Raw genomic sequence first — 25,580 nt, 5'->3', positions numbered from 1 at the left:
ACAGTCACTGCCCGCGGCTTCGTATCAGGCAACCTCTCTGGATCGCTCTCTGTCTTCCCGATCGCCTGGACCACTCACGTCCCCGGTGCGACCATGCGTCTCCCTCGTGGGCAAGACAGCACACACCACTGGAACGTCATCTCTCTCGTAACGATGCCGACCGCGCGTTCTCCCCTCAGCTCATTGACTCGACAGCTATGGCTCTGCGACAATCCACCGCACCGGTACATCCAAGTCTCGACCTTGTCCACTGGCTGACTCAAATCATGGCAATGACTATCCGATTGGTGACTGCTCGGGGAGGTGCGCTATGTCGCTTCGTGACGAACTTGCCTATCGAAGCGCAAGCGAACTCGCTTTCCGGATCCGTCGCCGCGACCTCTCCCCCGTTGAGGTTGTCGACGCTTTCATCGAGCGGATCGAGCACCGGAACCCGAGCCTCAACGCGTTCGTCTATGTCGCGTTCGACGAGGCACGCCAGCGCGCTCGTGAGGCCGAGCAGGCGCTCATGCGTGGTGAGGAACTTGGCCCGCTGCATGGCGTTCCGACCGCCATCAAGGATCTTTTCGACTTCAAGCCTGGATGGCCGAGCACCTTCGGAGGCATTCGCGCTCTTCGGCACTACGTGGCACATACCGCTTGCCCCTTCACCGAGCGCATCGAGCGCGCCGGTGCCATCATCCTCGGCCGCACCAATAGTCCAACCATGGGTTTCCGGGGAACGACCGATAACTACTTGTTTGGACCGACCCGCAACCCCTTCGACCTCCGTTTCAACGCCGGGGGCTCGTCTGGAGGCGCGGCTGCTGCCGTCGCTGATGGGCTCGTTCCCTTTGCGGAGGGCACGGACGGCGGTGGATCCATCCGCATCCCGGCAGCCTGGTGCGGCGTATACGGGTATAAGCCCTCTGCTGGCCGTTTGCCCTTCGTCTCACGCCCGAATGCCTTCGCTGGCATCTCTCCCTTTCGACACGAGGGACCGATCACCCGCACCGTCGAAGACGCCGCTCTCGTTCTCACCGCTCTTGCTGGCTACCACCCGCTTGATCCCTTTGCCCTCGAGGAGCGAATCGACTTCGTCGCCGCAACCCGCCGCTCCATCCGCGGCTGGCGCATCGCGTACAGCCCGAACCTTGACATCTTTCCCGTCGAACCAGAGGTGCAGGAGACCGTTGGCCAGGCCGTCCGCGCCTTCGAAGAGGCCGGCGCCATCGTCGAAGAGGTCCGCATCGGCATTACTCGGCCCCAGCAGGAGCTCAGCGATCTCTGGTGCCGCCTCATTATGCCAGCTAACCATTTGGCCCTCGAACACTTCCGCGAGCAGGGCTTCGACCTGCTCGGCCAACACCGACACGATTTCCCGCCTCAGTATCTCGAGTGGTTGGATCGGACACGCGCGATGACAGCCCTCGACTTCTATCGTGACCAATGCGTGCGAACTGAAATCTATGACGCGCTCCAGCACCTCTTTGCCCACTACGATCTCCTGGTAACTCCAACACTGTCATGTCTCCCTGTGGAGAACGCAAACGACGGAAACACGCTCGGCCCCAATGTCGTCGCCGGTCAACCAGTCGATCCGCTCATTGGTTGGTGCCTGACCTATCCCATCAACTTCACTGGCCATCCCGCAGCATCCATTCCGGCTGGCCTCAGTACAGGCGGACTTCCAATCGGTATGCAGCTTGTTGGCCGCCGCTATGCCGACGCCGACGTGCTCGCGGCCAGCGCCGTCTTCGAACGGCTGCGCCCCTGGCAGGCCACCTACCAGCGGTGCGCTACCCGTCCGCTCTGAGAGTCTGCTGGCTACTCAGACGAGCAGCGCATGATGCCCTCGGACCGCCTACCCCGAGAGTTGGAAACAACGCACCGCTGCCACACCGAGGGGAAACCGCCTCCACTCGCAACCGTATAATGTCGTTGACCGTGAGGGATCAGTGGAACGGACGCCGCGGTGACTTCTGAACCCTGCAAGGAAGAAACACATCCAAGAACACCGGCTGGCGTCATCCGCCCCTCTCTGCACTGACAGGACGTCGCTGCCGAGACTGACGCTGATGGCTCACTCCTCGATCGCTGAACCACGCCGAAGATCCAGCGGCACTGCCGGCACCTGGTTCCGCGCTCTCCGGACGCTCGTCGTCTTGGAGGCACGGCTGTACATTCGTGATCCGTACACGGCGTTCTTTGCGCTACTTCTACCAACTGTCCTCATCCTCATCTTCGGCACAATCTACGGGAACGAGCCGAAAGCACGCTACGGGGGCTACGGGACGGTCGACGTCTCCGTACCCGCATACACCGCCATGATTCTTGCGACGATTGGCCTCGTCTCCCTGCCGGTGCACCTCGCCAGTTTGCGTGAACGAGGTATTCTGCGACGGCTCTCCATCACCCCCGTCAGCTGGCTCCAACTCCTTCTGGCCGAACTCGTCACAACGCTCGTGCTCACACTGCTTGGCATGACGCTGCTCCTCATCGTCGCACGCCTTGTCTACGGACTACGCTTTGGTGGTGACGCGGTGAGCGTCGCACTCGCGTTTCTCCTGAGTGCAGCCGCGCTCTTCTCCCTCGGCTTCGCGCTCGGGATGTTCCTCCCGACTTCAGCTTCTGCCCAGATCGTCGGCATGGTGCTCCTCTACCCGATGATTTTCCTCACCGGCGCGGCAATGCCGCGCGAACTCCTCCCGGAGCGCGTCCACGAGATTGCGCGCTTCCTACCACTCGATCCCGCAGTTCGGCTCCTCCGCGCTACCTGGGCTGGTGACACGGTGACTGCCCACAGCAGCGAGGTGATCCCTCTTCTCGGACTTGTCGCCATAAGTGCGCTCATCGCCGCACTCCGCAGTCGCCAGGCCTGAGTGTCAGCTGCTCTGACTGCCAACGCATGTTCATTCCCGCTGCATCGGCTGGTGACAGGCACAGCAGGCAGCGCTGTCCTGTGTGATCCCGAGCGTGTACCGCCGATACCTCTTGTTAAGTGAGAGGAGTTGCCATATACTGTTGACCACACGGACATGCGGCGCGTGGTATTCACAAATTTTTAACAATTTGCTGCGCCGCTCTGACCATACTGTTGAGGCTCAAGCGACGAAGGCTAGCTCCCGTGGAGGAGTAGGGAGTTGTTGTCCTTCTCTCAGATCAGTGCATGGGGCTGCGTTTCGGAAGGGGGATCTGATGTTCGACCTTGAGGACTACGTCGAGACCGAAACCGCGGTGGCGATTGCGGCAACCGCGTTGATTCTCTCACCGCGTGCACGCCGCGTCGTTCGGCGTGGTGTCGTCTACGGCCTTGCCGGGATTCTCACTGCAGTCGAGGCCGGACGCTCGCTTCTCCAGGGAACACGCGCGGGCTTTACCGCAGCAGTGACTCGAGCGCGTCCTGCTTCACAGATCAACCTCAACTGACTTGGGGGTCACCGTGCAGGGTGAGTACACCATGCAGCCAGAAGGAGAGACACCACCCGAGCAAAACGGGCATGCCGCAGCTGAGGGCGCGGCCAGTGCTGCGCAAGCCGACACGACGCCACCCAGGAGTGCCCGCCGCGCGGCACGCGCGAGCGGAGAAGCCAGTGTGACAGAAACACGCGCTGCGGAGTTATCCGAGTCCACTTCGGAAACGGGGACGTCGTCGTCATCATCGCCGAGTGATGGCGGCACGCCGACAGCCCCACCGGTGGCTGTGCTTCGGGCAGAGCAGATGCTCGACGAGGCGCTCGTGTGGGGCGCAGCCTTCGGTACCGTACTGGCGCAGCGTGTCCGCAAGCTTGTCGCTCGCGCCCGTGAGGAAGTAGAAGATCTCGTCGCCGAGGCCGAGGCAGTCCGGAGCCAGTGGCGCGGCGAGGTACGGCGGCGGTCCGGCGCGCAGCGCTAGGACGCGAAGCCATCCGGGGGTTCGTCAGAGATGAGTGACACCACTGTGGGTGTGCCGGTGGTCCGTGTTGCCCACCGGTTGCCTGGCCGTGTGCGATTTCGCATTGCGATCGACCAGCGGGGCAGACTCAGCGGTCTGCCGCAGAGACTCCGCCAACCGGGGATCCTCGAGGTTCGGACAGATCCTCTCACGGGAAGTGTCCTCGTCCGCTTCGACCCGCAGAGCACATCGGACGGGGAAATTCAGCAGGCCATCGAACACGCCCTCACCGATGCCGCAAGTCCAGCGAGCGCCACGTCCCTCGAGCTAGCTCCCTCGAACGCCCAGCGCGCGTCGATCGAGCATCGCACACTCCGCGTTGACAGTCAGGGCCACCATTGGCAGCGCCTTCGACTCCGTATCCCCGGGCTTGAAGGCAACGATGCACTCGCTCGTCAGATTGAAGAGACCCTCGAACAAGCCGGCGTCCGGGTGGCCCGCGCCAGCGTTACCACCGGTCGCCTCCTGGTGGAGCACGAAATCGAAACGGTCGACCTTGATTCGATCCTCGAAACGATCAGCGGGATTTCGCTGCCTGAAGAACCACCAACCGTGCGCCGCACAGTTGTCCCCACTGACTGCGGACCACTGCTCTACGCGGCCTGGCGCACGGCCGCAACGGCCGGTGCTCTCGCGTTTCTTGCCGCGCGCCAACTTCTCGGCATTGGGCCACTTACCACGAGCCCGCTCCCCGGGCTTGCTGCAGACACCGTCACCGTCCTCCGCGGCTTTCCCGCTTTCCGGGAAGGGCTGCGGCGCGTCCTTGGTCCAGTAGCCGCGGACGTCTCCACAAGCTCCGTCAGTATCCTGGCTCAGACAGCGAACAATCAACAGCTCGGACTCCTCGTCAGCCTCACGGAGTCGTTGCGGCTCCTCTCCGCTCTCCTCCCCTGGCGCCGCGCCTGGCAGCGCTACGAGTCGGAGCTCCTGCGGTCCCGCGTCGCTCGACCAACAGTGCGCATCACACTGCGTCCGGGTGACCGAAGCCCCTTCGACTGCCGGATCGAACGCGGTAGCGGCGAAGTCCTATACCCGGACGGTCACATCGAGCATGTCCGCCCACTTCGCCGTCTCCCTGCCGGTTCCCTCGTGCTTGGTGGCGAGCTGACCGGCCTCCTACTCGCCCCACCGCCAACAGAACCATTTTCGACGAGCGAGCCCCATCCCCCTCTTCTCCGCTGGTACCTCCGTTTTATTACCCCTGTCGCCTTCGCGTACGCCGGTTTCGCTGGGCTCGTGACACGCTCCCTCACGGCAGCTGCGCGTGCGCTGGTCCTTGTCAACGCTCGCACGGCACTCATCGGGGCTGAAGCAGCTGACCTCGGCGCCGTCGCTCGCGCCCTCCGTGGTGGGGCTCTCGTTACCGCCTTACGGCCCCATCGTCGCCTGACACGCCCGACCGTCCTTCTCTTCGACCATCCAGGCTTGCTCATCGAGGGGCTGGAACTCGACCGCTGCCTGCTCCTCACTGACCAGCTCACAGTTGGGAGTGTCTTGACTCTCGCCACGCGTTTGGCCACTGACACGCCATGGCGGACCGCCCTTCCCGTATCTCATGGTCACCTCAACGGTTTGGACCCCGACCGTTTTCGTCTTGCTGTCATCAATCTGGACAAATTTCACAGCCTCCCCCCAGAGGTCTTGGCAGCGCTCCGGGACGCACCGCTTGTCCTTGGCCTGTTCGAGGGACACGATGACCATCTAGTTGCCCTCTTGCCATTACGCCCCAAGCTGCGCCGACATCTTGCCACGTTGCACGAGACCGCCAAACGCGTCGGCACTCAACTATTCGTCCGCATATCAGATGGTGAAGTTCCTCCGTGGCTGGAGACAACTGGCCTCGCCATCATCCAGAATAATGACCCGGTTGGGCTAGTAACCACGCTCCGGACCCGTGGCGAGATTGTCCTCTACGTCGCTGACCACGGTACTGCTGGTCGCGCCTTCGCTGCCGCACACTACTCCGCGCTGCTCACGTCGTCCCGCCACCCAGTGGACATTCCGGTGGATGTCCTGATCCCGGATCTGGGCGCTTTGGCGAACCTGCTTGAGACGGGACAGCGACGGGATGCTGCCGTTCGCGACAGCGTCGTCTTCTCCCTGGCCGCTAATGCCCTCGCTCTCGGCGTCGGGCTTGGTGCGACACCATCTCCAATCCTCGTCGGTCTCGTCGTCGGTGGCGGCGCATTCCTTGCACTCCTCACTGGCTGGGCCCGCCTCTGGGGCGGAGAGCGCCAGACGGCACTTCCCTTCATAGACCCGGAGCCGGAGCGTTGGGGCGCGCAGTCTCCCAGTGAAACGCTTACCCTCCTCAATAGCCGGCCTGAGGGCCTCACGAGCGCTGAGGTGCGGCAACGTCGCAGTGCCCCCTCCTTCGAGTCGACTGAAGGACCGTGGATCCGTGCCTTGATCAGCCAGCTTAGTTCTCCGCTTCTCGCGATCATGGCGGCGGGTGCTGGCCTTTCACTTGCCGTTGGCGCATCACTCGATGTCGCCATCATCACTGGAACACTCATTTTCAATGTGGCGGTCGGAGCTTGGCAGGAGCAGCGTGTCTCACGCGCCGCTGTTCAGCTCGCCGAACTCTCCGCGCCCCCAGCGCGTGTCCTGCGCGATGGTCAGGAAGTTACCCTGCCAGCCACCGAACTCGTCCCCGGCGACGTGATCCGCCTTGCGTTCGGCGATCGCGTTCCTGCCGATGCACGACTCCTGATGGCTGACAACCTACTCGTCGATGAATCTGCATTGACTGGGGAGTCGCTTCCGGTCATCAAAGATGCCACGGCCACCGACGAACGGGCAGTCGTCCTCGCCGGCACCGATATCCTGAGTGGCAACGCCACTGCAGTTGTCATCGCGACTGGCGAAGCGACACGTCTCGGCGCTGCGCAACGTGCGCTCCACAAGTCGGACATGACCGGCGAACACTTGGCCAAGCGCCTGGCCCAGTACACTCGCCTGAGCCTCCCCATCTCGTTAGGTGCCGGGGCACTCGTCACACTCGCCGGCATCCTCCGCGGCGCACCGGTCGCTAGCCAGCTCGCCTTGGGGGCAAGTCTCGCCATCGCTGCTGTTCCGGAGGGTCTCCCGCTCCTCAGCCGCCTCAGCGAGGCAGCGACCGCACGTCGTCTCGCCCAACGGGGAATCCTGGTCCGCCAGTTGTCAGCAGTCGAAGCCCTGGGCCGTGTCAATGTCGTCTGCGTCGACAAGACCGGCACGCTGACCTATGGTCGCATGAGTGTCCGGCGAATTGTCAGCGATGGATCCGATGAAGAACTGTCTCCAACCTGCTCGCCAGGAGCACGGCAGGTGATCGCCGCCGCTCTCCTTGCCAGCCCGGCACTCGACCGGAAAGACGCATTGGCTCATGCCACCGACGCGGCGATCATCGAGGCAGCCCGCCTGCTTGAGCTCCCGGGGGTCAACGGCGGAGACGAGCGTCTAGAGGAGCTCCCCTTCGACTCGTTGCGACCCTACCACGCCGTCCGCATGCGCGAGCGCGTGGTCATTAAGGGAAGTCATGAATATCTTCTGCCGCGCTGCGTCGCGGTGCGTCTCGCCGATGGTTCTGACTCCCCATGCGATCCCGGTCGCCTCCAGTCACTGCACGAGGCAGCTTTACGCCTAGCCCAAGATGGTCTTCGGGTACTCCTCGTGGTCGAGGGACCAGCCACAATACCGCTCGACGACCCGCGCGACCTTGTCGTCCTTGGACTCATCGGCATCGCTGATGCCCTGCGCCCTCGTGTTCCTGATGCAGTTCGTCGTTGTCACGAGGCCGGCGTTCGCGTCTTAATGATCACCGGTGATCATCCGGCAACCGCTGAGGCGATCGCCCGGGAGGCCGGTCTCCCGGTCGGTCCGGAACGGATCCTCAATGCCTCACTCTTGCGTGAGCTGGAGGACCATACCCTCGTCGAACGCCTCGCACAGGCCAGTGTCGTCGCTCGAGCCACACCGCTCGACAAGCTGCGAATTGTGCAGCTGCTGCGAGCGCATGGCGATGTGGTGGCTATGACCGGCGACGGGGTGAATGACGCCCCCGCCCTCCGACTCGCCGATGTGGGCATCGCGATGGGCTGGGGCACAGCAGTCGCCCGCGAGGCTGCTGACCTCGTATTGACACGTGATGACTTCGAGGCAATCGTCGATGCACTCGTTCAAGGACGCAGCTTCTGGCGCAATATGCGGCGCTCTGTTGCCCTCCTGCTCGGCGGCAACCTTGGTGAACTTGGGATGATTGCTATTCCAACGTTGTTCACTGTCACGCCGCCGCTCAACACCCGACAGGTTCTGATGGTCAACATGATCACCGACGTCCCACCGGCACTCGCCATCGCCCTCCAGCAACCTCGGTATCGTCGACTTACTGACCTGGCCCGTGAGGGTGAGCAGGCGCTTGACCACACCGTGCGCATCGATGTTCTCCGTCGCGCGGCGACTACTGCGATTCCCGCTGGACTTGTCACGCTCTGGGCGTACCGGGCACTGCCAGCCGAGGCCAGCACCATCGGTTTTGCCTCCCTTGTTGCCGCACAGCTCGCCCAGGCTTTGGAACTTGGGATCACCGGAAGCGGTCTGACCCCAAGCCTGCTCACCGGGGTCGCTGCCTCGACCCTTGTCCTTGCGGCCTCCCTGACCATTCCACCTGCACGGGCACTACTCGGCTTAGCACCGCTCAGTCCCACCGGACTCGCCGCCACCGCGGTTGCAGTGGCTGCCACAGTCCTCAGCAGCCGTCTTTCGACGACCCTCATCCGTGATCTCCCTGCTCTTCCCGCTCCCCGCCCCTCTGCCGTTCTCAGTCCGCGCCCGGCGTAGTCAGCTCCGCCGCCGAGCGTACGTCGCCACGGCGGCGGGGCAGAATCCCACCACGCCGCCGAGACCACCCGAGCTTTCACGGGCATGCAGGACGGTACGACGCAACTGGACCCAACGGCAAATCGATGCATCACCCGAGGGAATCGCCCGACCCTCCAACGAGGACAGCCTTGCCTCTCCATGTCTGTCGAAAAGATTCTGGGACGTTGCACGTCTCCCGTGAGGAACAACAGGTCCTCGCTCCCCAAAATTCGTTGCAACTGACTTCCCTCGTAAAACTCCCTGCGATACCAAACTTTTCTAGTCTCCCTACGCAGCTGAGACGGCACCAAGCGCGCCTGAGATTCATCACTTGTTTACAACTCCTCATCCTGGTTTGGCTATCGTCGAGACAGGAGAAAAGGAGCGCTTGCGGACGGAACGGACAATGTCGATGGCTGTAACGTTGCGAGTCCTCGAGTTTCAGCCGACGCTCCCCACCGAGCGTCCGACAGGTGATTCACTCTACACCTGCGGCTTCCGTATTGGGCACGCAGTCGGGACAGTTTGTGCTCGGTTCGGCCTCGTCCCGTCACGTCATCCCACGCTCGCAGAGACCGTGACCCTGCACCCGCACGGTGCGAGCGCGGACCGCACCGTTCCAGTCCACCCGCGCCTCCTGCGCCCGTATCAGCCTCCACGGCCTCAAGTTGTTTTCGACCGTGAGGCACTTCGCCGTGCTGTCCTCTGTGCCTGTTCACTGCCCTTGACGAAGCGTCTGGCGACGAGACTTCTGCGCCACAGTCTTCTGGCTGAGCTGGTGCTTGCGGTGACTTCGCTACTCGCGCTTGCTGCGCTGGGGTCACCGGTCACACTCGACGATGTGCTCCGCCATCTCGCGGGTCTGGCGACAATCGCCGTGGAGCTGCTCCTCGTTACACTCGTTGGTGCACTCGCCGCCGAACTCCTGCTTTCAGCCGCCGCTGTTGTGCAGGCAGCACTCAGCGAATGACCGTCACCAAGCCACTGCAGGGGGACACGACTGCACAATGTCCAATTGCGCACGGCCAGTGACGCTCGGCCCCAGTCAGAGTAGCACCACACGTGTTGGGGTGAGATTCCACCCGATAGGGTAGGCGTACTATCTCTCGGGCGGTCAAGAGACAGGCCTCCCAACCTTACCGCCAGCTGATCAACCCCCAGCGTTGCGCCAGTGACGCCGGGCACCACCTCCGGGACAGTACAGAAAAGCTCAGGAAAACCGCTTTATCCCTCATACCGCTGCTGATGGGCGCATCAAGACCTCAGAGGCACTCCGCTACGCGCATCTTCGGCTGACTGAAAGCCAGCGCGTTCAAGACGGCACTCAGGCATCGCCCGCGAGTGCTCGATAGACCAGTGCCAGCGCCGAGTGATCGTGCTCGCCAAGTCCACGCGCCAACATACTGTCGAAGAGTGCCGCCACCTGCTGCGTTGCCAGGAGAGGCACCGACTGCTCCCGCGCCAGGTTCTGGGCAATCCGCAAGTCTTTACGGTGCAACCGAGCCCGGAACCCTGGCGCAAAAGCACCCTCCAACATCCGTTGGCCATGCACTTCAAGCACTCGGCTATGGGCAAATCCTCCAAGGAGCGCTTGCCGCACCCGTGCTGGGTCGACCCCCGCCTTCTCGGCCAGGAGCAAAGCTTCCGCCACGGCTTGGATAGTCAACGCCACCACCACCTGATTGCAGGCTTTCGTCACCTGCCCAGCGCCAGGACCACCGACATGGACGATGTTCTTCCCCATCGCCTGGAAAATGGGTAACGCACGTTGGAATGCTGCTTCTGAGCCACCGACCATGATCGAGAGCGTCGCTTGTTCGGCTCCAATCTGCCCGCCGGAGACAGGAGCATCGAGCGCTTCCACCCCACGCTCCGAAAAGGCAGCGTGCAGCTTCCGCGCAACTGACGGGTCAATCGTCGACATGTCGATGAAGAGGCTTCCGGGCTGGATCCCTTCGATCACCCCATTTGGACCCAACGCCACCTCCTCCACCTCAGGCGAGTCCGGGAGCATCGTGATGACGACCGTACTGACTTCCGCCACTTCTTGTGGCGAGCTCGCCCCCTGTGCACCTTGCTCGACGAACGCCTCGACCTTCCGCCGGTCACGCGTGTAGACGGTCAACGGAAAACCAGCGCGCAGAAGATTGCGCGCCATCGGCTGCCCCATAATCCCCAGCCCAATGAATCCGACACGCTCCATCGTTGCCCCCTGTCATCCCGCGATGAGCGCTGCCGACGCGGCCTCGAAAACAACCTAGCCTCTTGCTACCGCAGAACTCACCGGTGCGCAAGAGCAGTTCACGGAGGCGTTCACGGAGCACCTTCAACAGACGGCAGGACAAGTACACCCTGCCCGACACTCGACCACCACCCGCACAGGACAGGCACCCCGGCTGACATCCAACGGTTACTGCCTAGCGGTCCGACGCAGCATCTTTGCCCCCATCAGAGAAAGTCGATGTCAACAGTCCGCCTCACGCAGGAGAAAGCTCGGATCGATCAATTGCGACGAGAACCCCCGCAGGATCGACTCCAAAGCGCTGGAGCAGTCGTCGGCTGTGTCGCGCGGCCTCTGGTGCCCAGTAGTGACCGTCCAACATCAGCCCGTTGGACAAACGGTAGGGAACCCGAAAACGCTTCCCCGTCGGATAGATGGGCTCTGTGTGGACGAGGTACGTCTTCTCACCGATTGGGATTGGACAGGCACTGGCTGTCAGCTTCCCTTTTTCGATTAGCCACTCCGCGACCGCAACCAGCAACGCCTTCCAGGTTCTCCCATCAAGAACCTCCACCGGTTATCAGGGAACCGAACCTCAACCGGCGGCTTTGCACCAGGCCTTGGGGAGAGCTTGCTCAACGGGACCCACGCATTCGACTCCACTGGGCGCGAACTGACTCCAGCGAAAAGACGCTGCCACAGCACCTGCGCAAGTGCCAACGCCTGGCTCTCAGCTGATCGCTTCGTGTCACCCACATCGATGTCGATGATCGCACTCTTCAGATTGTGCGGGTCGTAGATTGCCCACCGCAACCCATCAGTGACTCCCACCCACCTCGGTTGCTGTCCCTGCCGCACCAACTCCCAGGCGTAGCTCACGGCGGCTGACTGTGCGATGTTCAGCGTCGATCCGAGTGACTTCGCCTCCAGCACCAGCAGCGGCTGCTCTCCCGCCCCGAGAACATAGTCGACACGACTGTTACCTATCCGCACCTCCACGAGAACCCTTGCCGGGTCTTCGAGCGGCCAGCCAAGCGCCCGGAGCAGGGGATCGATCAGCGAGATCCGTGTCTGTGCTTCGTTCTGTGCCATGAGCGACTGATACTGCTTTGCCCGCTCTCGTAACTCTGCGATCGTCCTCGCGAGTACCTCCAGATCCATGATGACGCTCTCCTCGTCTCATACCATGCCTACAGCATATGCTATAGGCAGATCGGTATCGAAGAAAGCACTGTTCTCACCTGCCTGTAGCCCTGGCATCCACCAAGGACACACTCGTACAAACAGCACTGCGAGAGGTCTGGTGAACCACAAGCGAAACCACTCTTTGATCACTCCCGCCCGTGCTGCCGCTCGCCTGGGTGCGAATCAGCGATTCGAACAGCGGTTGGAGCTTCCCGGCGCTATGATCCCGGACGCGCCACGCGGTCAGGCACGTCCGGGAAGGAGGCAAGAACAACGTTCCCAAATTCCTGCTGCACGCGATCGACCCTGCGGATGAAGACGGTCAATACCGGTCCTTGCGTTTCCGGATCAATACGATAGCGTCCCGTTGGTCCTTCAAAGTCCAGTGAACCAAGTGCCGCCAGGAATGCTTCACGAGAAAAATCCCCCGGAAGCTTCGTGAACGCCTCTTCCAACACTCGTGCGAAGATGTACCCGTTGTAGGCCGTGACACCAGGGAAAACCCCGTATCGCTGTCGGAACCTCGAGACGAAGTTCTGCATCTCCACTGTCTGCACATACGGTGAGTAATGGAACGAAGTAATAATTCCCTCTGCCGCTTCCCCCTGTTCGGGTAAGACCGGCTCGTCTGTCAGCCATCCCGACCCGATCAGCGGCACTTGTCCTTTCAGGCCAAAATCTTCCCACTGTGTCACAAAGCGCAGTGCATCGGCCCCCGCAAACCAGGCCCACACAGCGTCAGCTCCAAAGCCGCTCACCTGTTGCAGGTACGGAGCGAAGTCGACCGTGTCAAGCGGAACATAGATCTCTCCAACGATCTCCCCTCCCAGTTCACGAAAGCGATTGATGAATCCGGATGCGTGCTCTCGCCCTCCTGCATGGTCGGTTGCCAACACAGCGACACGTCGATACCCCAGCGTCGAATATGCGTAGTCACCCATCGGATAGTTCAGCTGTCCGTTCGCGTACGAGGTCCGCCAGATAAAGGGGCTCTTCAGTTGAGGATCAAAAATGAGCCGATGCGGGCCGGCTGTGGTGCCGATCAGCGGCACGCCAGCCTCGTGCACGAGATCCCGTACGGCATACAGAACCGTCGACTTCAGAATGCCGGCCAAAAGGTCAACTCGATCTCGTTGGACAAGCTTCAGCGCTTTATTAAGACCGTCATCAACTGACTGTCCCTCGTCTTCGACGAGGAGCTCGATCGGGAATGAACCCAACTGGCCACCCCGCGACTCGACCAACAACGTGGTAGCCCGCACGTGTTCCTGCCCCAGCGCCGCATAGACTCCTGTCAACTGCACCAGGAGCCCAACCTTGATTGGTCTTCTCACTCCAGTGGGTGTCATCGGACCAAGAGTAGGCGACGGCGTGGGGCCGAGATTCGCTGCCGGCGTAGGACTCGGTATCCCTGCTGCAGTTGGCGAAGCCGGTACTGGGGACGATGATCCTCCACCTCCTCGACAACTCACAAGGAGTGCCCCCGTTGCAACCAGCGCGAAACCAAACAACCTCCTCCGCGTCGTTCCCATTGCTCCCCCTTCTCTTTAGCTGACTCCGCTGCCATCGAACAGCAGCATGGTCGCTCCCCAAGACAGCCCCGCTGGACTCCACTTGAGCAGCCCCCGGTCTTCACCAGATTCCCCTTGAGCCGCTTACAGCTCGCAGCCCGCAACTTCCCTCAACTTGAGACCAGAGAAGAGGATTTACTCATGAATTTACGACGCGCTTCTCGATCCGTCAAGTGTCGCGAGCAGTGCCCGACGATTCTTGTTCGGCTCCTCAACCATTAGCCGACGCCCTCAGCGTCGGCGCGCACTGAGGGCCATTCACCACTGAACGCCCCCCAGATCCGTCCGATGCACTCTCCGCTTCACATCCGCATCGAGGCCTCCGCGGATCCGTACCCACGTGTCTCGTCCGCTCTCCGCGATCTGCCGCGCTACTACCTTGTCCAATCCACACACGAGCAACGAACATGCAGTGTCAACCTTCCTGATCAACTAGCCAAGAACGGCTAGAAGTACAGTCAGTCGGGACGCCGTAGATGCAGTCGGGAAGGGTAACGCCTGCTGTAGCAGGCATGAAGCGATGACTGAGGGAGGGATCATGACGTTGACGATTCGTCAGCGGATCACTGGACTCCTGCTTGGTCTCGCGGTGATCGTTCTCACGGCCGGTGGTTTCAGCTGGTTCGCTGCACTGCAAGCTCAGGAAAGAACGCGACTCCTACAGCAAGAGCTCGCGACACTCGCAGTGATCTCCGACGCTTCACGAGCCATGGTGCAGCTCCGCGCCGATGTTGTCTCTCATGTCGCCGCTGCACTCGATGACGGAACCAAACACGAGCTTGAAAATAAGATCCTATCGACGACGCAAGCCATCGTAGCCAACCTGGATACGCTCCAACAGTCACGCCTCTCCTCGGAACAGCAACAATCGGTCGCCCAACTACGGCAGGCCTGGGAGGACTACTGGACGGCAGCGAGTCAGGCGCTGCAGCTCAGCCGCCAACGCGCCATCGTCAATGCGCAACAGCAGTTGACGCAGGAAGCTGAACCTCGGTACACGACTCTGCTAAACACCATCAGACAACTTGAGCAGAGTATCCAGAGTGAGACCGAGCAGTTCGCCAGCGAGTCCACCGCTGGTCTTGCTGGAATTCAGTGGGTCGTGGCCATAGCGACACTGATCGCGCTCATCGCTGTTTTCCTCGGTACGCTCATGGTTCAACCGATTCTGCGCACCATCAGTGCACTGGCCTCAGCCAGTGAGCGTCTGGCCGATCATGAACTCGTCATCCTCGCTTCCGCCTTGAATCGCATGGCCGACGGTGATCTCACGGCGAACGTGACAGTCGAAGCTCAGAGGCTTTCCGTGAGAGGTCACGATGAACTCGCGCGCACTGCTCGGGCGTTCAATCGTGTGCTCGACCGACTCCACCAGGTCGCTGAGGCATTCTCACGGGCTCGTATCGGCTTAGAACAACTCGTCGGGGACGTGCAGCAAGGCAGTGTTCGTGTCCATCACGCCGGGGATGAGGTTCGACAGCTCGCCGTACAACTTGACACCGGCATCCGTTCAGTGACATCAGCAATTTCTGAAGTCGCTCGCGGTTCTGCCCAGCAAGCAGAAGAAATTACCGGAGCCAGCACGATCATCGAGGAAATGCAACGCACCGTCTCCACCGTCGCTCGTGCCGCTCAGGAACAGGGACGTGCGCTGCTCGAGGCTGCCGAGCTTGCTCGTGCAGTCGCCCTGCACATGCGCGAGGTCGAGGAGCACGCTCGCAGCGTCAGTGCCCGTGCTGACGACAACGCCGCTCAAGCAACCGACGGTGATCGCACGGTTAACGAAGCACTCACCGCCATGGAACAGGTACGTGCACAAGTAGAACAGACAGCGCGTACTGTCAGCTCCTTAGGCGACCGTTCGCAGCAGATCGGCGAGATTGTACGCGTCATCCAGGAAATCACCGAGCAGACGAACCTCTTAGCGCTCAACGCAGCCATCGAGGCCGCCCGCGCCGGGGAAGCGGGCAAGGGCTTCGCTGTCGTGGCAGAAGAAGTTCGCAAGCTGGCCGAGCGTTCCTCTCAGTCCACCGGCGAGATCAGCCGCATGGTTACCGATATTCAACGTACTGTCGCTGACACGGTCACGGCCATGACGGAGAGTGCTTCCGCTGTCGAGGAACTCGCCTCGAAGGCTCGGGCAGTGGTGGCTGCCTTCCAGCGCATTCATCAGGGTGCAGTAGCGATCGCCGCTGCAAACCAGGAGCTCCAACGGTCGCTCGTCACCAGTACCCAGTACAGCGCTCAGCTGCGCGAGGCCCTCGAAAACACTGCTGCTATCGCCGAAGAGAACGCCGCAGCTGCTGCTCAGCTGAGTGGTAGCGCAGAGCGCGTCCGCAGTGCAATCCAGCAGGTCTCAGCGATTGCCGAGCAGCACGCTGCTGCCGCAGAGGAAGTCTCGAGTGCCGCTGAGCAGATGCAAGCACGCGTGCGCGATGTCGCCACTGCTGCAGAACATCTTGTTCAGCTCGCGGCCGGCCTAACAGACTCCCTTGCTCGGTTCCAACTCGGTCAGACCGAACAAACGTCGATGCACTTTGACAAGTCAGCTTTGCAACTCGCTGCGTCGTTGCCACTATGGTCTCTCCATCGCGTTCAGACTGCTGAACTTACGCCCGTGTCGTGAGAAGCCCGCTCACTGCAGTCGTGGCCGCGCAAGTTCGCGCGGCCACGACTCCTGTACTCCACCGAGGAATCGTCCCACACGCCAGGATCAGTCGTGGGACAAGCAAATGCTTTCAGAGGGCATTTTGAAGTCCCCTCGCCGCAATGCTGCCAATCCATCCAATCGACCTCCTATCGATCCGCTTAGACTGCGAGCGGCTACACTTTCGATGGGGATGTGCTGAGGAATGGAGACTGGACTCCCTATGGTGCCTATCGAGCCAGCACGATTGATCCAGGGCCTCCTCATCGACGTCGACGGTGTCCTCCACGTTGATGGAGACCCCATCCCCGGCGCGGCCGAGGCGCTGCAGCGCCTCAACGCCCTTGGTATCCCCTACGTACTCCTCACCAACACCACCATCCGTACCCGCCGCCAACTTGGGGAACTCCTCCGCTCACTCGGTTTTCCCGTGAGCGACGACCAGCTCGTGACCGCCGGTGCAGCCACAGCGACCTACCTTCGCACCCACTATCCCGATCAGCCGTGCTTCCTCCTCGTGGAAGGTGACGTCCGCGAAGAATTTGCCGACATTCATCTGGTCGAGAACGACAGTGCCACCGTCGTCGTGCTCGGCGGCGCAGGCAGTGTCTACACCTACGACCGCTTGAACTTGGCCTTCCGCCTGCTTCTGCGCGGCGCGCATTTCGTCGCCATGCACCGCAACCTCGTCTGGGAGCGCCGCGATGGCCTCGCCCTTGATACCGGCGCCTTCCTGATGGGACTCGAAGCCGCCACCGGTCGCCAGGCTCACCTTGTCGGTAAACCTTCCCCCGACTTTTTCCAAGCTGGGCTCGCTCGCCTTGGACTCCCACCGGAGCACGTCGCCATGGTCGGCGATAGCCTGACCGCCGATATTGCACCGGCCCAAGGACTCGGCATGACCGGTATCCTCGTCCAAACTGGGCGCTTCCGCCCAAGCGACTTGGAGACCGGCCAACCTGACGTCCTCCTCTCGTCATTCGCCGAGCTCCCCACCTGGCTCACGAGCGTGCAGTGACCGGCAGTCACTTTGTCGCTACCCTCCCGGATCCTCCGCGCACGACCAACCACTCTGCGGTACCAGGAAGGCTCATGTGGGTGACCATCTCCCGCAGGGAACTCGCCAAACGACTGGAGCACGAGCCAGCACACTTCCTCGGCGGCCACTCCGGCAATACCTTGTCAGGGACTCACCGCGGCTTTCGCCTGGAGGGATAAGATCGCCTCCGCAGCACGCAGCCCACTCTCGATCGCCCCGTGCACCGTTGACGGACGTATGACACTCGTGTACTCACCAGCAAAGACGAGGCACCCGTCCACGACAGAACCAAAGCGCGCTCGTAACCCCGCCCCACCCGGTGGAACTAGCGAGTACCCACCTCGGCACCAGGGATCGTTTATCCAGTCGACCACCACACCCCGTCGCACCCAGCCGCTCACATCAATCCCAAGGACATTGCCCAGGGAGCGAGTCACCTCCCGAATCGCCAAATCCCGGGGCAGCGCAGCAAGCCGTCGCGCCTCGCTTCCACCGATGAGCAGGCTGAAGACCGGCTCTTGTCTCCCCAAAGCAAGCCCCGGACGCTCCCAGATTCCATGCGGCTCAGTGACGAAGAGACAACCGATCCTCGAACCCCACGGATCATTGGATAACTCCACGACCACCTTGATGGACACCCCAGGGTTGAGCCCATCCAGCGCCTCACGCAGATGCTCGGGCAGTGCCGGGACAAACTTCACCATACCTCCCCGCAGCACGCCGAGGGGGAGCGCGACGACCGCCCACCGCCCGTGGTGTTCGCCGTCCGACGCGATGACCCGCACTCCGCTCCGGTTCCACTCCACTCGCTCCACAACACAGTTGAGTCGGACAGCTGCACCGAGTTCCGCTGCGATCCGCTCCGCAAGTGTCTGCTGCCCGTCGGCAATTCGCCAGTTCCGCAACCCGTCACCTTCGTAGGTCGCCTCGACCTCTCCGTAAACCCCGATCTCCTCCAGATCGGCTGACCACCCAATCGCCGCCAACGTCTGCCAAAGCTCCCAGAGTTCCGGTGTGAGTGACATACCCACCTGATCAGCCCACCAGCGGAGTGCCGCGGCGAGGTTCGTGTCAGGTCGCCCGGTCGCGTACCATGCCTCCGCAGCCTGACCGAGTGGTGCGAAGATCCCCTCCCCAACCGGGCGCGAGAGGTCCACGGAGGGCATCACACGACCATTGATCCCCACGTACCGTCGGTCTTGGCTCGGGTCGTCAAGCGCGCGAAGCCCGTAGCGCTCAAGGAACTGCCAGGTAATCACCCGGTCCCCGTGGATGAACTCAGCCCCCAGTTCCACCGGAAACGGACCATACTCAAAGCTCGTCCACAGTCGCCCACCAACCCGGTCGCGTGCTTCCAGCAGTTCTATCTCTACGCCCGCTTGCTGCAGTCGCCACGCGGCAGCAAGCCCTGCAATTCCTCCCCCAAGAACCAGCACCCGATCTGTACTCGTCTGCTCACTCACCACACTCCTCCTTCGCGCACCCGTCGTGCGTCATACCGTAGCTTCTCAGTGTGGTGCGACTACGCGCGTTTCGGCAACCTGCTGCGCTTCTCGTCCCAGGGTCGCCAGTGCCAGTATGCCGACCACCAGCGGCCCACTGAGCCACATCACTAACCCGCCGAAGACCTGGTCAGCCATCAAGCGACTATGCTCCGTGATGTGCAAGAGATAGCGGTGATAGAGAACGTCTGGCCAAAACGTTACCAATGCCCCGAGAATCCCGGCCTGGGTCCCACCAAGGATGAGGTAGAATGCTCGCCCCGCATCACTGCGAAAGCGCCGTCGCACCGGCGGCGCCTCGACAATCGGCCACCAGTACAGAAGCGCTCCAAGGAAGAAGGTGACGTGCTCAAGATCATGCAGCCAGCGCCGGGTAAGCACCGCGTCATACAGTGGCGGGTAATGCCACAACCACAACGTGACAATCCCCGCCACAAGCGCAACCGACGGCCGCGTCGCCTGATTCAAGAGCTGAGCGCCAACACCCCCTCTGCGCAGCAGCCGCCGCATCAATTGCCGACCACTCCTCGGCAACGACCACACGGCCACCGTCAGCGGCCAGCCCGCCAAGAGCAATGGCGCTGCATAGAGCAACGCGAGATGCTGCACCATGTGCCAGGAGAAGAAGAGCCCACCAAGCTCATCGAGTGGAGAGAGAAGTGCCAGCAGGAGAAGCGCAAAGCCCAGCAACCACCAGATCGTCCGGCGTACAAGCCAACCGCTCCTGCGTTTCAAGAAAAGCTTGCTCACTCCAATACTGTAGGAAAGTAGCATCCCACCAAGGACGAACAAAACCGGAAGACGCCAGGTCCAATACCCTGGATCAAACCACGCCCCAACTGGAAGCCAGATCAACGGCTCTGCCACACGACCACCTCACCCTGAGTCGCCATGGCAGAAACAACGTTCTTCACCGCCGTCCAAATGACCACGTAAGAGCAAGGCCGGTCAGGAGAGCTCCCCCCACAATATTTCCCAGAGTCGCCGGTACCTGATTCCAAAGCCACCAGGCACTGAAACCAATCGGTGCTCCAGCAAGTATGCCAGCAGGAATAACAAACATATTCACAATGGAATGTTCGTAGGCAAGTCCAAAGAAGGTCAGTATGGGCAGCCACATGACAACAACTTTGCCCACGGTGGACCGTGAGCTATAGCTGAGCATCGTTCCCACCGTAACCAGCCAGTTGGCGAGCACCGCTTTCGTCAGTACCGTCATCCAGCCGCGCCATCCTTCCTCGGCGTAAGCTATGGTCTTGCTCACGGCCACTTGCCGCAGCTGCTCCCCAACCGCACCAGCATCATGGCTCCACCACCCGGTCAGAGAAGCCACCGCCAGGACTGCAAAACCGATACCGCCGAGGAGATTTCCACCATAGACCCACCACCAGTTCCGCGCGACTGCCCCAAGACTGACGCGTCCGGCATACCAGCCAGCAGGAAGCAGCGCAAAATTTCCGGTGGCCAGCTCCAGACCCAAGAGGACCAGCATACAAAAACCAACCGGGAAGACCAGTGCACCGACCAGCCGCGGCAACCCCTGTGCCCAGGCCGTCACAGCAAGGAGGGTCGCTGCGCCCAGCAACGCACCGCTGAGCGCTCCGCGGAGGATCATCGGAACAACAGCAAGTCTCGCCTTCCGCTCACTCGCTTCAACTGCCGCTGCCACAAGTTCAACTGGACTAACCGCATCCCCGATCTTTTCCGCGGCCGCTGCTTCGAATCGCAAAGCACTCTGGTCTCGCATCAGCACCCCTCAGTTCAACGAACAGCCCTCTGGAAGCGTTCCGCAAGCGTCATCTGCGCAATCAGTTGCAGGTTCTGGTGAGAGACAACCCGGCTGACATACAAATCCTGACCCCCACCCGGCCACCAGACAATCGAGCTGAGCAACACTGTCCATGTCATACGATCGTTTACCGGTACGGGAACGATACCCTCCGGAACGCCGTGCGTTGTCCTTCCCGTTCACCCGATCGTCCCCAACGTTGGAAGATCATCGGAAGAGACGGTGAGCTGAGACGCTGCGTCGAACCACCTTCACGATCAGAACTCGACCGCTCGTGTTGCAACCCCACGACGCCGACCTGACTTCACATGCTAATCATTCGATCCGGGTGCCGGAGCAGGGGCTCGCCACGCAGCCGGTACGGCACGGAGCCCAAGGATGAGGAGACCAAGGAAGGCGATACCCAGCAGGAGCACAAATGGCACTGCCACCTGCCCGAGCACTTGCCAGGCAGCAATGTGCTCAGCGTATCGGCGCGGTACACTCTGCAGTCCGGACAAGAAGAATGCGAGGACGAATCCTCCGGCGCCAATTGCGTACAGCCATCCGAGCCAACGCGCCGCCGGGCTTGTCACCCAACCCTCAACGCCTCCCAGCGTGTGGAACAGATAGGCCCAGGTAAAACCAGCAGCACCAAAGAGATAATAAGAGTGAAAGTGCGCTGGCACCCAAAGCGTGTTATGCATGACGTTGTTGATCGCAATCGTTCCGTCAAGTATCGCGGCAAAGCCCCCGACAACCCAACCCCACAGCCCAGCGAGAATGAAGATGACCGGCGCAGACCATCGCACCCGTGACCCGTACAGAAGACCAAGGCTTCCAATAATGGTCACAAAGAAGGCCGGAACTCCCACCGCATAGGAACCAAACTGTCCAATGAGGTGCAGCGGCCAAGGCTGCACAAAGTCCTGATACAGGTGGTGGAAATAGGGCAAGAGCACAAGAATGATAACCAAATTAAAGGCCAGGGCTACGGGAAAGCCCATTTTGAACGTCCGTCCGGTATAGGCGCCTAGTGTGGCATAGACAAGGGCGACAGCGAGGTAGATGTTCAGGTTCACCAGCGTATGCCCAAACAGGAACAACATGTTTTTCGCAAAAAGGACATCAAAGCCGCTGACCAACCCCAGCATTTCCGCGAAAATCGGTACCAGATACACCACACCCGCCCCAACCGCAATGATCCCATCGATCGCCACCACTGTGGCGGCGAGCTCCGGACCAGTCGGGACCGGACGCTCTGTCTTGCGACCAAACAGCACCGGCCAGGCAAGTGTGTTCCCGAAACCACCAAAGGTCCTCAATGCCCCGACCAGCACGGCCAGACACCACAGCAAAAAGGCCACGGCGACAAGTGTGTAACCGAGGAGAAACCCCCAGGTCGCACTCATTGGCCAGTCGCCACGCACGGGCAAGGGGTAGGTTGTTGTCCATCCCGCGGCGAAGCCACCCACCAGTGTTGCCAAAATGACCAGCCCCGAGCCAAGAAAGTAGACGACAAAGGCGGTCCAGAGGAGCCGCGGACTTAACCCAATGCGCGGCGCGATGACCCGCGCCACTCCCCCGAGTGATGCCAACAGGACACCGGCAACCATCCCCGATCCATGCAGCGTCATGATGCGGTAAAACCAACGCGGCCCAAGATCGATCCAGCCAGCGTGCTGCAAGCGCATCAGGAGCCCCAGGACGCCCATGAGGAGAAACACGGCGAAACCGACCAGCATGTACACCAGCGTAGCCTGCTCGACCGACTGCTGCGCTCGGGCACTGTTCCCGTTGCCAACTCGTCCTGCCATGGCCTCCCTCGCACCTTTCACTCCACGGTGAACTCAGCCACCATGAGATGATGACCAGTGGCACAGAACTCCAGGCAGCGAATCGTGTAGGTCCCTGGTTCATCGAACCGGTAGAGAAGTCGGTTCGTGTAGCCCGGCATAGCCTGCACCTGCGTCACAATTCGCCCATCTGGCGCGTAGATGCCAAACCCATGGTTGACATCAAGCGCCCTCACGACAAACTCCACGGTCTGGCCTCGCGGAATCGTCTTCTGACTCAGCTCCCAGGCCCACATCCGTCCAGTCACCTCAACTGTGACCTGAGGGGATCCAAGTCGCGCGGCTCGACTCGTCGGATAGGGCAGAAATGGTAACGAAAGAATGAAGGCCGCCCCAAGCACGACCACCACAATCAGCGCGCCCCATCGCCGTAACCGAGAGACCACTGCACTGACGCGCTCGTAGGGAGCTGTTAGCGCCGCTCGCGTCGCAATCCACCACAATGCCCCTGTCCACAGGACGACAAAGATGAAAAACACAACCCCGACGCCGACCTGCATAACACCCCCTTCCGCCGCCCGGCGTACCCGCAAGACAACGCCTGACAGTATGTCGTTTTGATACTCTGTAGTATTACTACAATGATAGTGCAAGCTGCCCACCGCCGCAAGACCTCTTGGGCTGAGTGACGCAACACCCTCACCCCCACGGGCGCGTCCCCCCAACGCAACAGGTGCCTCACCTTGCGCTCCAACGCTCCGGCGGTCGAGCCTTCCGACTCCAGAACGCAGCGCAGGCTGCATTCCTTCTCCGTGTCACAGGAAAAGTGAGCAGTGACGAACGGTCAGGAAGTTCCGAACCGGCGGGGAAGCATCGGAACGACCACGGGGAGGTGGCTAGAGTGCGATCTCTCTTCCCACCTCTCACCTGTCCAAGATCCTTCGCAACGATCCTGACTGTGAACACCCTCTTGTGGATGACCGGTCGCCATCACACGTCCGAACCGGAATCGTGCGAGGTCCCGAGCATCGCCAGCTTAGCAACCAAACAGTTGACCCGGATCACCCACTCGTGCTCCGCACTCGCCCCCTCGACCGGACCCAAAGCGTTACCGCTGCTGATCCGGGGTGCATGGCAGCAGGTTGCCGCAGGGACTGAGCACCCGTATGCACCCGCTGAGACAGCGCAGCGTCCCGGACGACTCGGAAGGAACAAAGACCAGAAAGTCGCTACGAACTCCTGTTACCCCGGAACTGCACCAGAGACTGCGAACAGAACCGCCACACCAGACAACTGCTCCGACTCGCGCCATGTGTCAGATCGCGAGTGGAGGTCTGGACCCATTTTCCGTTCGACTACAGCAGATACCGCCGCATCCGCTCAATCGCCTCAAGCAAGTTCTCCATCGAGTTGGCAAAGGAGAGACGTAAATATCCCTCACCGAACCGCCCAAACGCCGTCCCCGCCAGCGCGGCAACGCCTGCCTGCTCGAGGAACTCCCGGGCCAACGTCTCCGCCGATCGCCCCGTACCAGTGATGTTGGGAAAGACATAGAACGCTCCGGCCGGCAACATGCAGCGGACGCCGGGAAGGCTGTTTAGCCCCTCCACCACAGCGTCCCGACGCCGCCGGAATTCTGCGACCATCCGCTCAACCGGCTCCTGCGGCCCTCGGAGTGCCGCGAGCCCAGCCCGTTGTGTGAATCCCGGCACGCAGGAGTGGCAGTTCACCGCCAGCCGCACCAGATGCTCAGCCAGCCAGCGTGGTGCGACTCCATACCCAAGTCGCCAACCAGTCATCGCGTACGTCTTTGAGAACCCATCAAGGATCACCGTCCGTTCCGCCATCCCCGGTAGGCTGGCAATGCTCAGTACCTCACCCTCGTAAACGATCCGCCGATAGATCTCATCGGAAAGCACCATGAAGTCGAATTCCTGCGCCAGGCGCGCTAGCTCCTCGAGTGCCTCCCGACCGACCACCGCTCCCGTCGGATTATGCGGCGAGTTCACGATCACCAGTCGCGTCCGCTTCGTTACCAGGCGGCGGAGCTCCGCCGGATCAAACGCGAACCCGAACTCCTCACGCAGCGGAAGTGGCACCGGTGTAGCACCAGCAAAACGAATGACCGACTCATAGATCGGAAATCCCGGATCTGGATAAATCACCTCGGCACCACTTTCCGCCAGCGCAAGGATGGTGAAGAACATAATCGGTTTCCCGCCGGGGGTCACAACCACCTGCTCCGGATCGACCGGGATCCCACGCGTCCTCCTCACCTCCTCCGCAATCGCCGCGCGCAATTCCGGCAGCCCAGCCGCCGGCGTATAGTGCGTGTCCCCCGCCCGCAGTGCCTCTACCGCCGCCTCGACGATGTGCGGCGGCGTGTCGAAATCCGGTTCTCCAATCTCCAAATGGATGATCGAACGCCCTTGGGCCTCGAGTGCCCGAGCCCGGGCTAGCACTTCAAACGCGCTCTCTGTCCCTAGCCTGCTCATGCGTTCTGCGAGTAATTCCCGAAGTTCCACTGGTGTCCTCCTTTCCCGGCCACCCCGCTGCGCTCCGACGATCCCAAGACTCCTCAGCATGCCATCATCGCATGCTCGTGCGTCTTCAGCGAGCCTTGCAGGACACCTGAGCAGGGCAAACATGCCCCTCGCTTCCTCTACTGGTCCAGACACCAGGGTGAAACCTTTGCTCCGTTTTGTGTTCTCAGGAGTGCCAGCTTGCCACGACGGCCACCGTCACGCATACTCCACACGAGCGTCTGTGGCGGCTGGCCGCAACCAGCCCGCTTGGTGGAGTGGAGGAGGCAGACAGAATGCGCCGTGACCTGGTCCTCGCCCTCGTCGTGCCGATCCTTTCGGTCGCCATCGCGGTCGCTATCATTGTTGCAATTGGCGAGACGCTCCTCTTTGTCCGCGAGATGACGCACGACCGCTGGCCACCAGTCTTCGTCGGCACGGTGATCATGATCGCCTTTACACTGCTCGCCTGGCTACTCTCCCGCCGACCATCGACGACACGCTGAGTCTTGTCCCCCAACTCGCCCCAACCTCGGCCGTCACTCTCATCGAGAGTCGCCCCGGGCACTACCCC

19 protein-coding genes are annotated in these 25,580 nt (G+C 61.6%); 9 read left to right on the top strand and 10 right to left on the bottom strand.

Going from position 1 to position 25,580, the window contains the following annotated elements; translation table 11 throughout:
- Positions 1-310: 310 nt before the first annotated feature.
- From NET03_RS08290 to NET03_RS08265, 6 genes are all read left to right on the top strand, one after another.
- Entirely contained in the window at positions 311-1,795 is a 1,485-nt protein-coding gene (locus tag NET03_RS08290; protein ID WP_252128444.1) for an amidase, read from the top strand.
- Between the two features lie 262 nt (positions 1,796-2,057).
- Positions 2,058-2,861, top strand: a complete 804-nt coding sequence (locus NET03_RS08285; protein WP_252128443.1) for an ABC transporter permease — start codon at positions 2,058-2,060, stop codon at positions 2,859-2,861.
- Between the two features lie 316 nt (positions 2,862-3,177).
- On the top strand, positions 3,178-3,408 hold the full coding sequence (locus tag NET03_RS08280) for a hypothetical protein (protein WP_252128442.1): 231 nt from the start codon (positions 3,178-3,180) through the stop codon (positions 3,406-3,408).
- A gap of 31 nt (positions 3,409-3,439) precedes the next feature.
- Complete coding sequence (locus NET03_RS08275; protein WP_252128441.1) at positions 3,440-3,874, top strand: hypothetical protein; 435 nt, start codon at positions 3,440-3,442, stop codon at positions 3,872-3,874.
- 30 nt (positions 3,875-3,904) lie between these two features.
- Complete coding sequence (locus NET03_RS08270; RefSeq protein WP_252128440.1) at positions 3,905-8,734, top strand: HAD-IC family P-type ATPase; 4,830 nt, start codon at positions 3,905-3,907, stop codon at positions 8,732-8,734.
- 433 nt (positions 8,735-9,167) lie between these two features.
- Positions 9,168-9,725: a hypothetical protein gene (locus NET03_RS08265; protein ID WP_252128439.1), complete on the top strand. Its 558-nt coding sequence runs from the start codon at positions 9,168-9,170 to the stop codon at positions 9,723-9,725.
- 354 nt (positions 9,726-10,079) lie between these two features.
- On the opposite strand, the gene NET03_RS08260 is transcribed toward NET03_RS08265, so the two are convergent.
- The 4 genes from NET03_RS08260 to NET03_RS08245 form a co-directional block, all read right to left on the bottom strand.
- Positions 10,080-10,958, bottom strand: coding sequence for a 2-hydroxy-3-oxopropionate reductase (locus NET03_RS08260; protein WP_252128438.1), 879 nt, complete (start codon positions 10,956-10,958; stop codon positions 10,080-10,082).
- A 274-nt stretch (positions 10,959-11,232) separates the two neighbouring features.
- Entirely contained in the window at positions 11,233-11,517 is a 285-nt protein-coding gene (locus NET03_RS08255; protein ID WP_252128437.1) for a hypothetical protein, read from the bottom strand.
- Positions 11,490-12,137 carry a hypothetical protein gene (locus tag NET03_RS08250; protein ID WP_252128436.1) on the bottom strand — a complete coding sequence of 216 codons (648 nt, stop codon included), beginning with the start codon at positions 12,135-12,137 and terminating at the stop codon, positions 11,490-11,492. Before NET03_RS08250 ends, NET03_RS08255 begins: the two co-directional genes overlap by 28 nt.
- A 242-nt stretch (positions 12,138-12,379) precedes the next feature.
- Entirely contained in the window at positions 12,380-13,510 is a 1,131-nt protein-coding gene (locus tag NET03_RS08245; RefSeq protein ID WP_286207330.1) for an ABC transporter substrate-binding protein, read from the bottom strand.
- 760 nt (positions 13,511-14,270) lie between these two features.
- Between NET03_RS08245 and NET03_RS08240 the strand changes: the two genes are divergently transcribed.
- The gene (locus NET03_RS08240) at positions 14,271-16,358 is read left to right on the top strand and encodes a methyl-accepting chemotaxis protein (RefSeq protein WP_252128434.1); all 2,088 of its coding nucleotides are present in this window, start codon (positions 14,271-14,273) and stop codon (positions 16,356-16,358) included.
- Between the two features lie 226 nt (positions 16,359-16,584).
- Positions 16,585-17,397: a TIGR01458 family HAD-type hydrolase gene (locus NET03_RS08235; protein WP_252128433.1), complete on the top strand. Its 813-nt coding sequence runs from the start codon at positions 16,585-16,587 to the stop codon at positions 17,395-17,397.
- Positions 17,398-17,561: 164 nt separating this feature from the next.
- On the opposite strand, the gene NET03_RS08230 is transcribed toward NET03_RS08235, so the two are convergent.
- From NET03_RS08230 to NET03_RS08205, 6 genes are all read right to left on the bottom strand, one after another.
- Positions 17,562-18,881, bottom strand: a complete 1,320-nt coding sequence (locus tag NET03_RS08230) for a flavin monoamine oxidase family protein (protein WP_252128432.1) — start codon at positions 18,879-18,881, stop codon at positions 17,562-17,564.
- Positions 18,882-18,926: 45 nt separating this feature from the next.
- The gene (locus NET03_RS08225; RefSeq protein WP_252128431.1) at positions 18,927-19,787 is read right to left on the bottom strand and encodes a cytochrome c oxidase assembly protein; all 861 of its coding nucleotides are present in this window, start codon (positions 19,785-19,787) and stop codon (positions 18,927-18,929) included.
- A 43-nt stretch (positions 19,788-19,830) separates the two neighbouring features.
- Positions 19,831-20,667 carry a formate/nitrite transporter family protein gene (locus NET03_RS08220; protein ID WP_252128430.1) on the bottom strand — a complete coding sequence of 279 codons (837 nt, stop codon included), beginning with the start codon at positions 20,665-20,667 and terminating at the stop codon, positions 19,831-19,833.
- A gap of 353 nt (positions 20,668-21,020) precedes the next feature.
- Entirely contained in the window at positions 21,021-22,505 is a 1,485-nt protein-coding gene (locus NET03_RS08215; RefSeq protein WP_252128429.1) for a cbb3-type cytochrome c oxidase subunit I, read from the bottom strand.
- Positions 22,506-22,522: 17 nt separating this feature from the next.
- Positions 22,523-23,044 carry a cupredoxin domain-containing protein gene (locus tag NET03_RS08210; RefSeq protein WP_252128428.1) on the bottom strand — a complete coding sequence of 174 codons (522 nt, stop codon included), beginning with the start codon at positions 23,042-23,044 and terminating at the stop codon, positions 22,523-22,525.
- A 795-nt stretch (positions 23,045-23,839) separates the two neighbouring features.
- On the bottom strand, positions 23,840-24,979 hold the full coding sequence (locus NET03_RS08205; RefSeq protein ID WP_286207327.1) for a pyridoxal phosphate-dependent aminotransferase: 1,140 nt from the start codon (positions 24,977-24,979) through the stop codon (positions 23,840-23,842).
- Between the two features lie 323 nt (positions 24,980-25,302).
- On the opposite strand from NET03_RS08205, the gene NET03_RS08200 reads away from it, so the two are divergent.
- Positions 25,303-25,512: a hypothetical protein gene (locus tag NET03_RS08200; RefSeq protein ID WP_252128426.1), complete on the top strand. Its 210-nt coding sequence runs from the start codon at positions 25,303-25,305 to the stop codon at positions 25,510-25,512.
- The last annotated feature ends 68 nt before the right edge of the window (positions 25,513-25,580 follow it).

The sequence above is a fragment of the Thermomicrobium sp. CFH 73360 genome (assembly GCF_023806465.1).
Lineage (GTDB): Bacteria > Chloroflexota > Chloroflexia > Thermomicrobiales > Thermomicrobiaceae > Thermomicrobium.
Note: the sequence above shows the minus strand (reverse complement) of the source record. Positions and strands in the feature narration are given on the sequence as shown.

What these genes read in the sequence shown, in the direction of transcription:
- NET03_RS08290 (WP_252128444.1), top strand. Translation starts at nt 311, where the DNA reads ATGTCGCTTCGTGACGAACTTGCCTATCGAAGCGCAAGCGAACTCGCT.
- NET03_RS08285 (WP_252128443.1), top strand. Translation starts at nt 2,058, where the DNA reads ATGGCTCACTCCTCGATCGCTGAACCACGCCGAAGATCCAGCGGCACT.
- NET03_RS08280 (WP_252128442.1), top strand. Translation starts at nt 3,178, where the DNA reads ATGTTCGACCTTGAGGACTACGTCGAGACCGAAACCGCGGTGGCGATT.
- NET03_RS08275 (WP_252128441.1), top strand. Translation starts at nt 3,440, where the DNA reads ATGCAGCCAGAAGGAGAGACACCACCCGAGCAAAACGGGCATGCCGCA.
- NET03_RS08270 (WP_252128440.1), top strand. Translation starts at nt 3,905, where the DNA reads ATGAGTGACACCACTGTGGGTGTGCCGGTGGTCCGTGTTGCCCACCGG.
- NET03_RS08265 (WP_252128439.1), top strand. Translation starts at nt 9,168, where the DNA reads ATGGCTGTAACGTTGCGAGTCCTCGAGTTTCAGCCGACGCTCCCCACC.
- NET03_RS08260 (WP_252128438.1), bottom strand. Translation starts at nt 10,958, where the DNA reads ATGGAGCGTGTCGGATTCATTGGGCTGGGGATTATGGGGCAGCCGATG.
- NET03_RS08250 (WP_252128436.1), bottom strand. Translation starts at nt 12,137, where the DNA reads ATGGATCTGGAGGTACTCGCGAGGACGATCGCAGAGTTACGAGAGCGG.
- NET03_RS08245 (WP_286207330.1), bottom strand. Translation starts at nt 13,510, where the DNA reads ATGACACCCACTGGAGTGAGAAGACCAATCAAGGTTGGGCTCCTGGTG.
- NET03_RS08240 (WP_252128434.1), top strand. Translation starts at nt 14,271, where the DNA reads ATGACGTTGACGATTCGTCAGCGGATCACTGGACTCCTGCTTGGTCTC.
- NET03_RS08235 (WP_252128433.1), top strand. Translation starts at nt 16,585, where the DNA reads ATGGAGACTGGACTCCCTATGGTGCCTATCGAGCCAGCACGATTGATC.
- NET03_RS08220 (WP_252128430.1), bottom strand. Translation starts at nt 20,667, where the DNA reads ATGCGAGACCAGAGTGCTTTGCGATTCGAAGCAGCGGCCGCGGAAAAG.
- NET03_RS08215 (WP_252128429.1), bottom strand. Translation starts at nt 22,505, where the DNA reads ATGGCAGGACGAGTTGGCAACGGGAACAGTGCCCGAGCGCAGCAGTCG.
- NET03_RS08210 (WP_252128428.1), bottom strand. Translation starts at nt 23,044, where the DNA reads ATGCAGGTCGGCGTCGGGGTTGTGTTTTTCATCTTTGTCGTCCTGTGG.
- NET03_RS08205 (WP_286207327.1), bottom strand. Translation starts at nt 24,979, where the DNA reads ATGAGCAGGCTAGGGACAGAGAGCGCGTTTGAAGTGCTAGCCCGGGCT.
- NET03_RS08200 (WP_252128426.1), top strand. Translation starts at nt 25,303, where the DNA reads ATGCGCCGTGACCTGGTCCTCGCCCTCGTCGTGCCGATCCTTTCGGTC.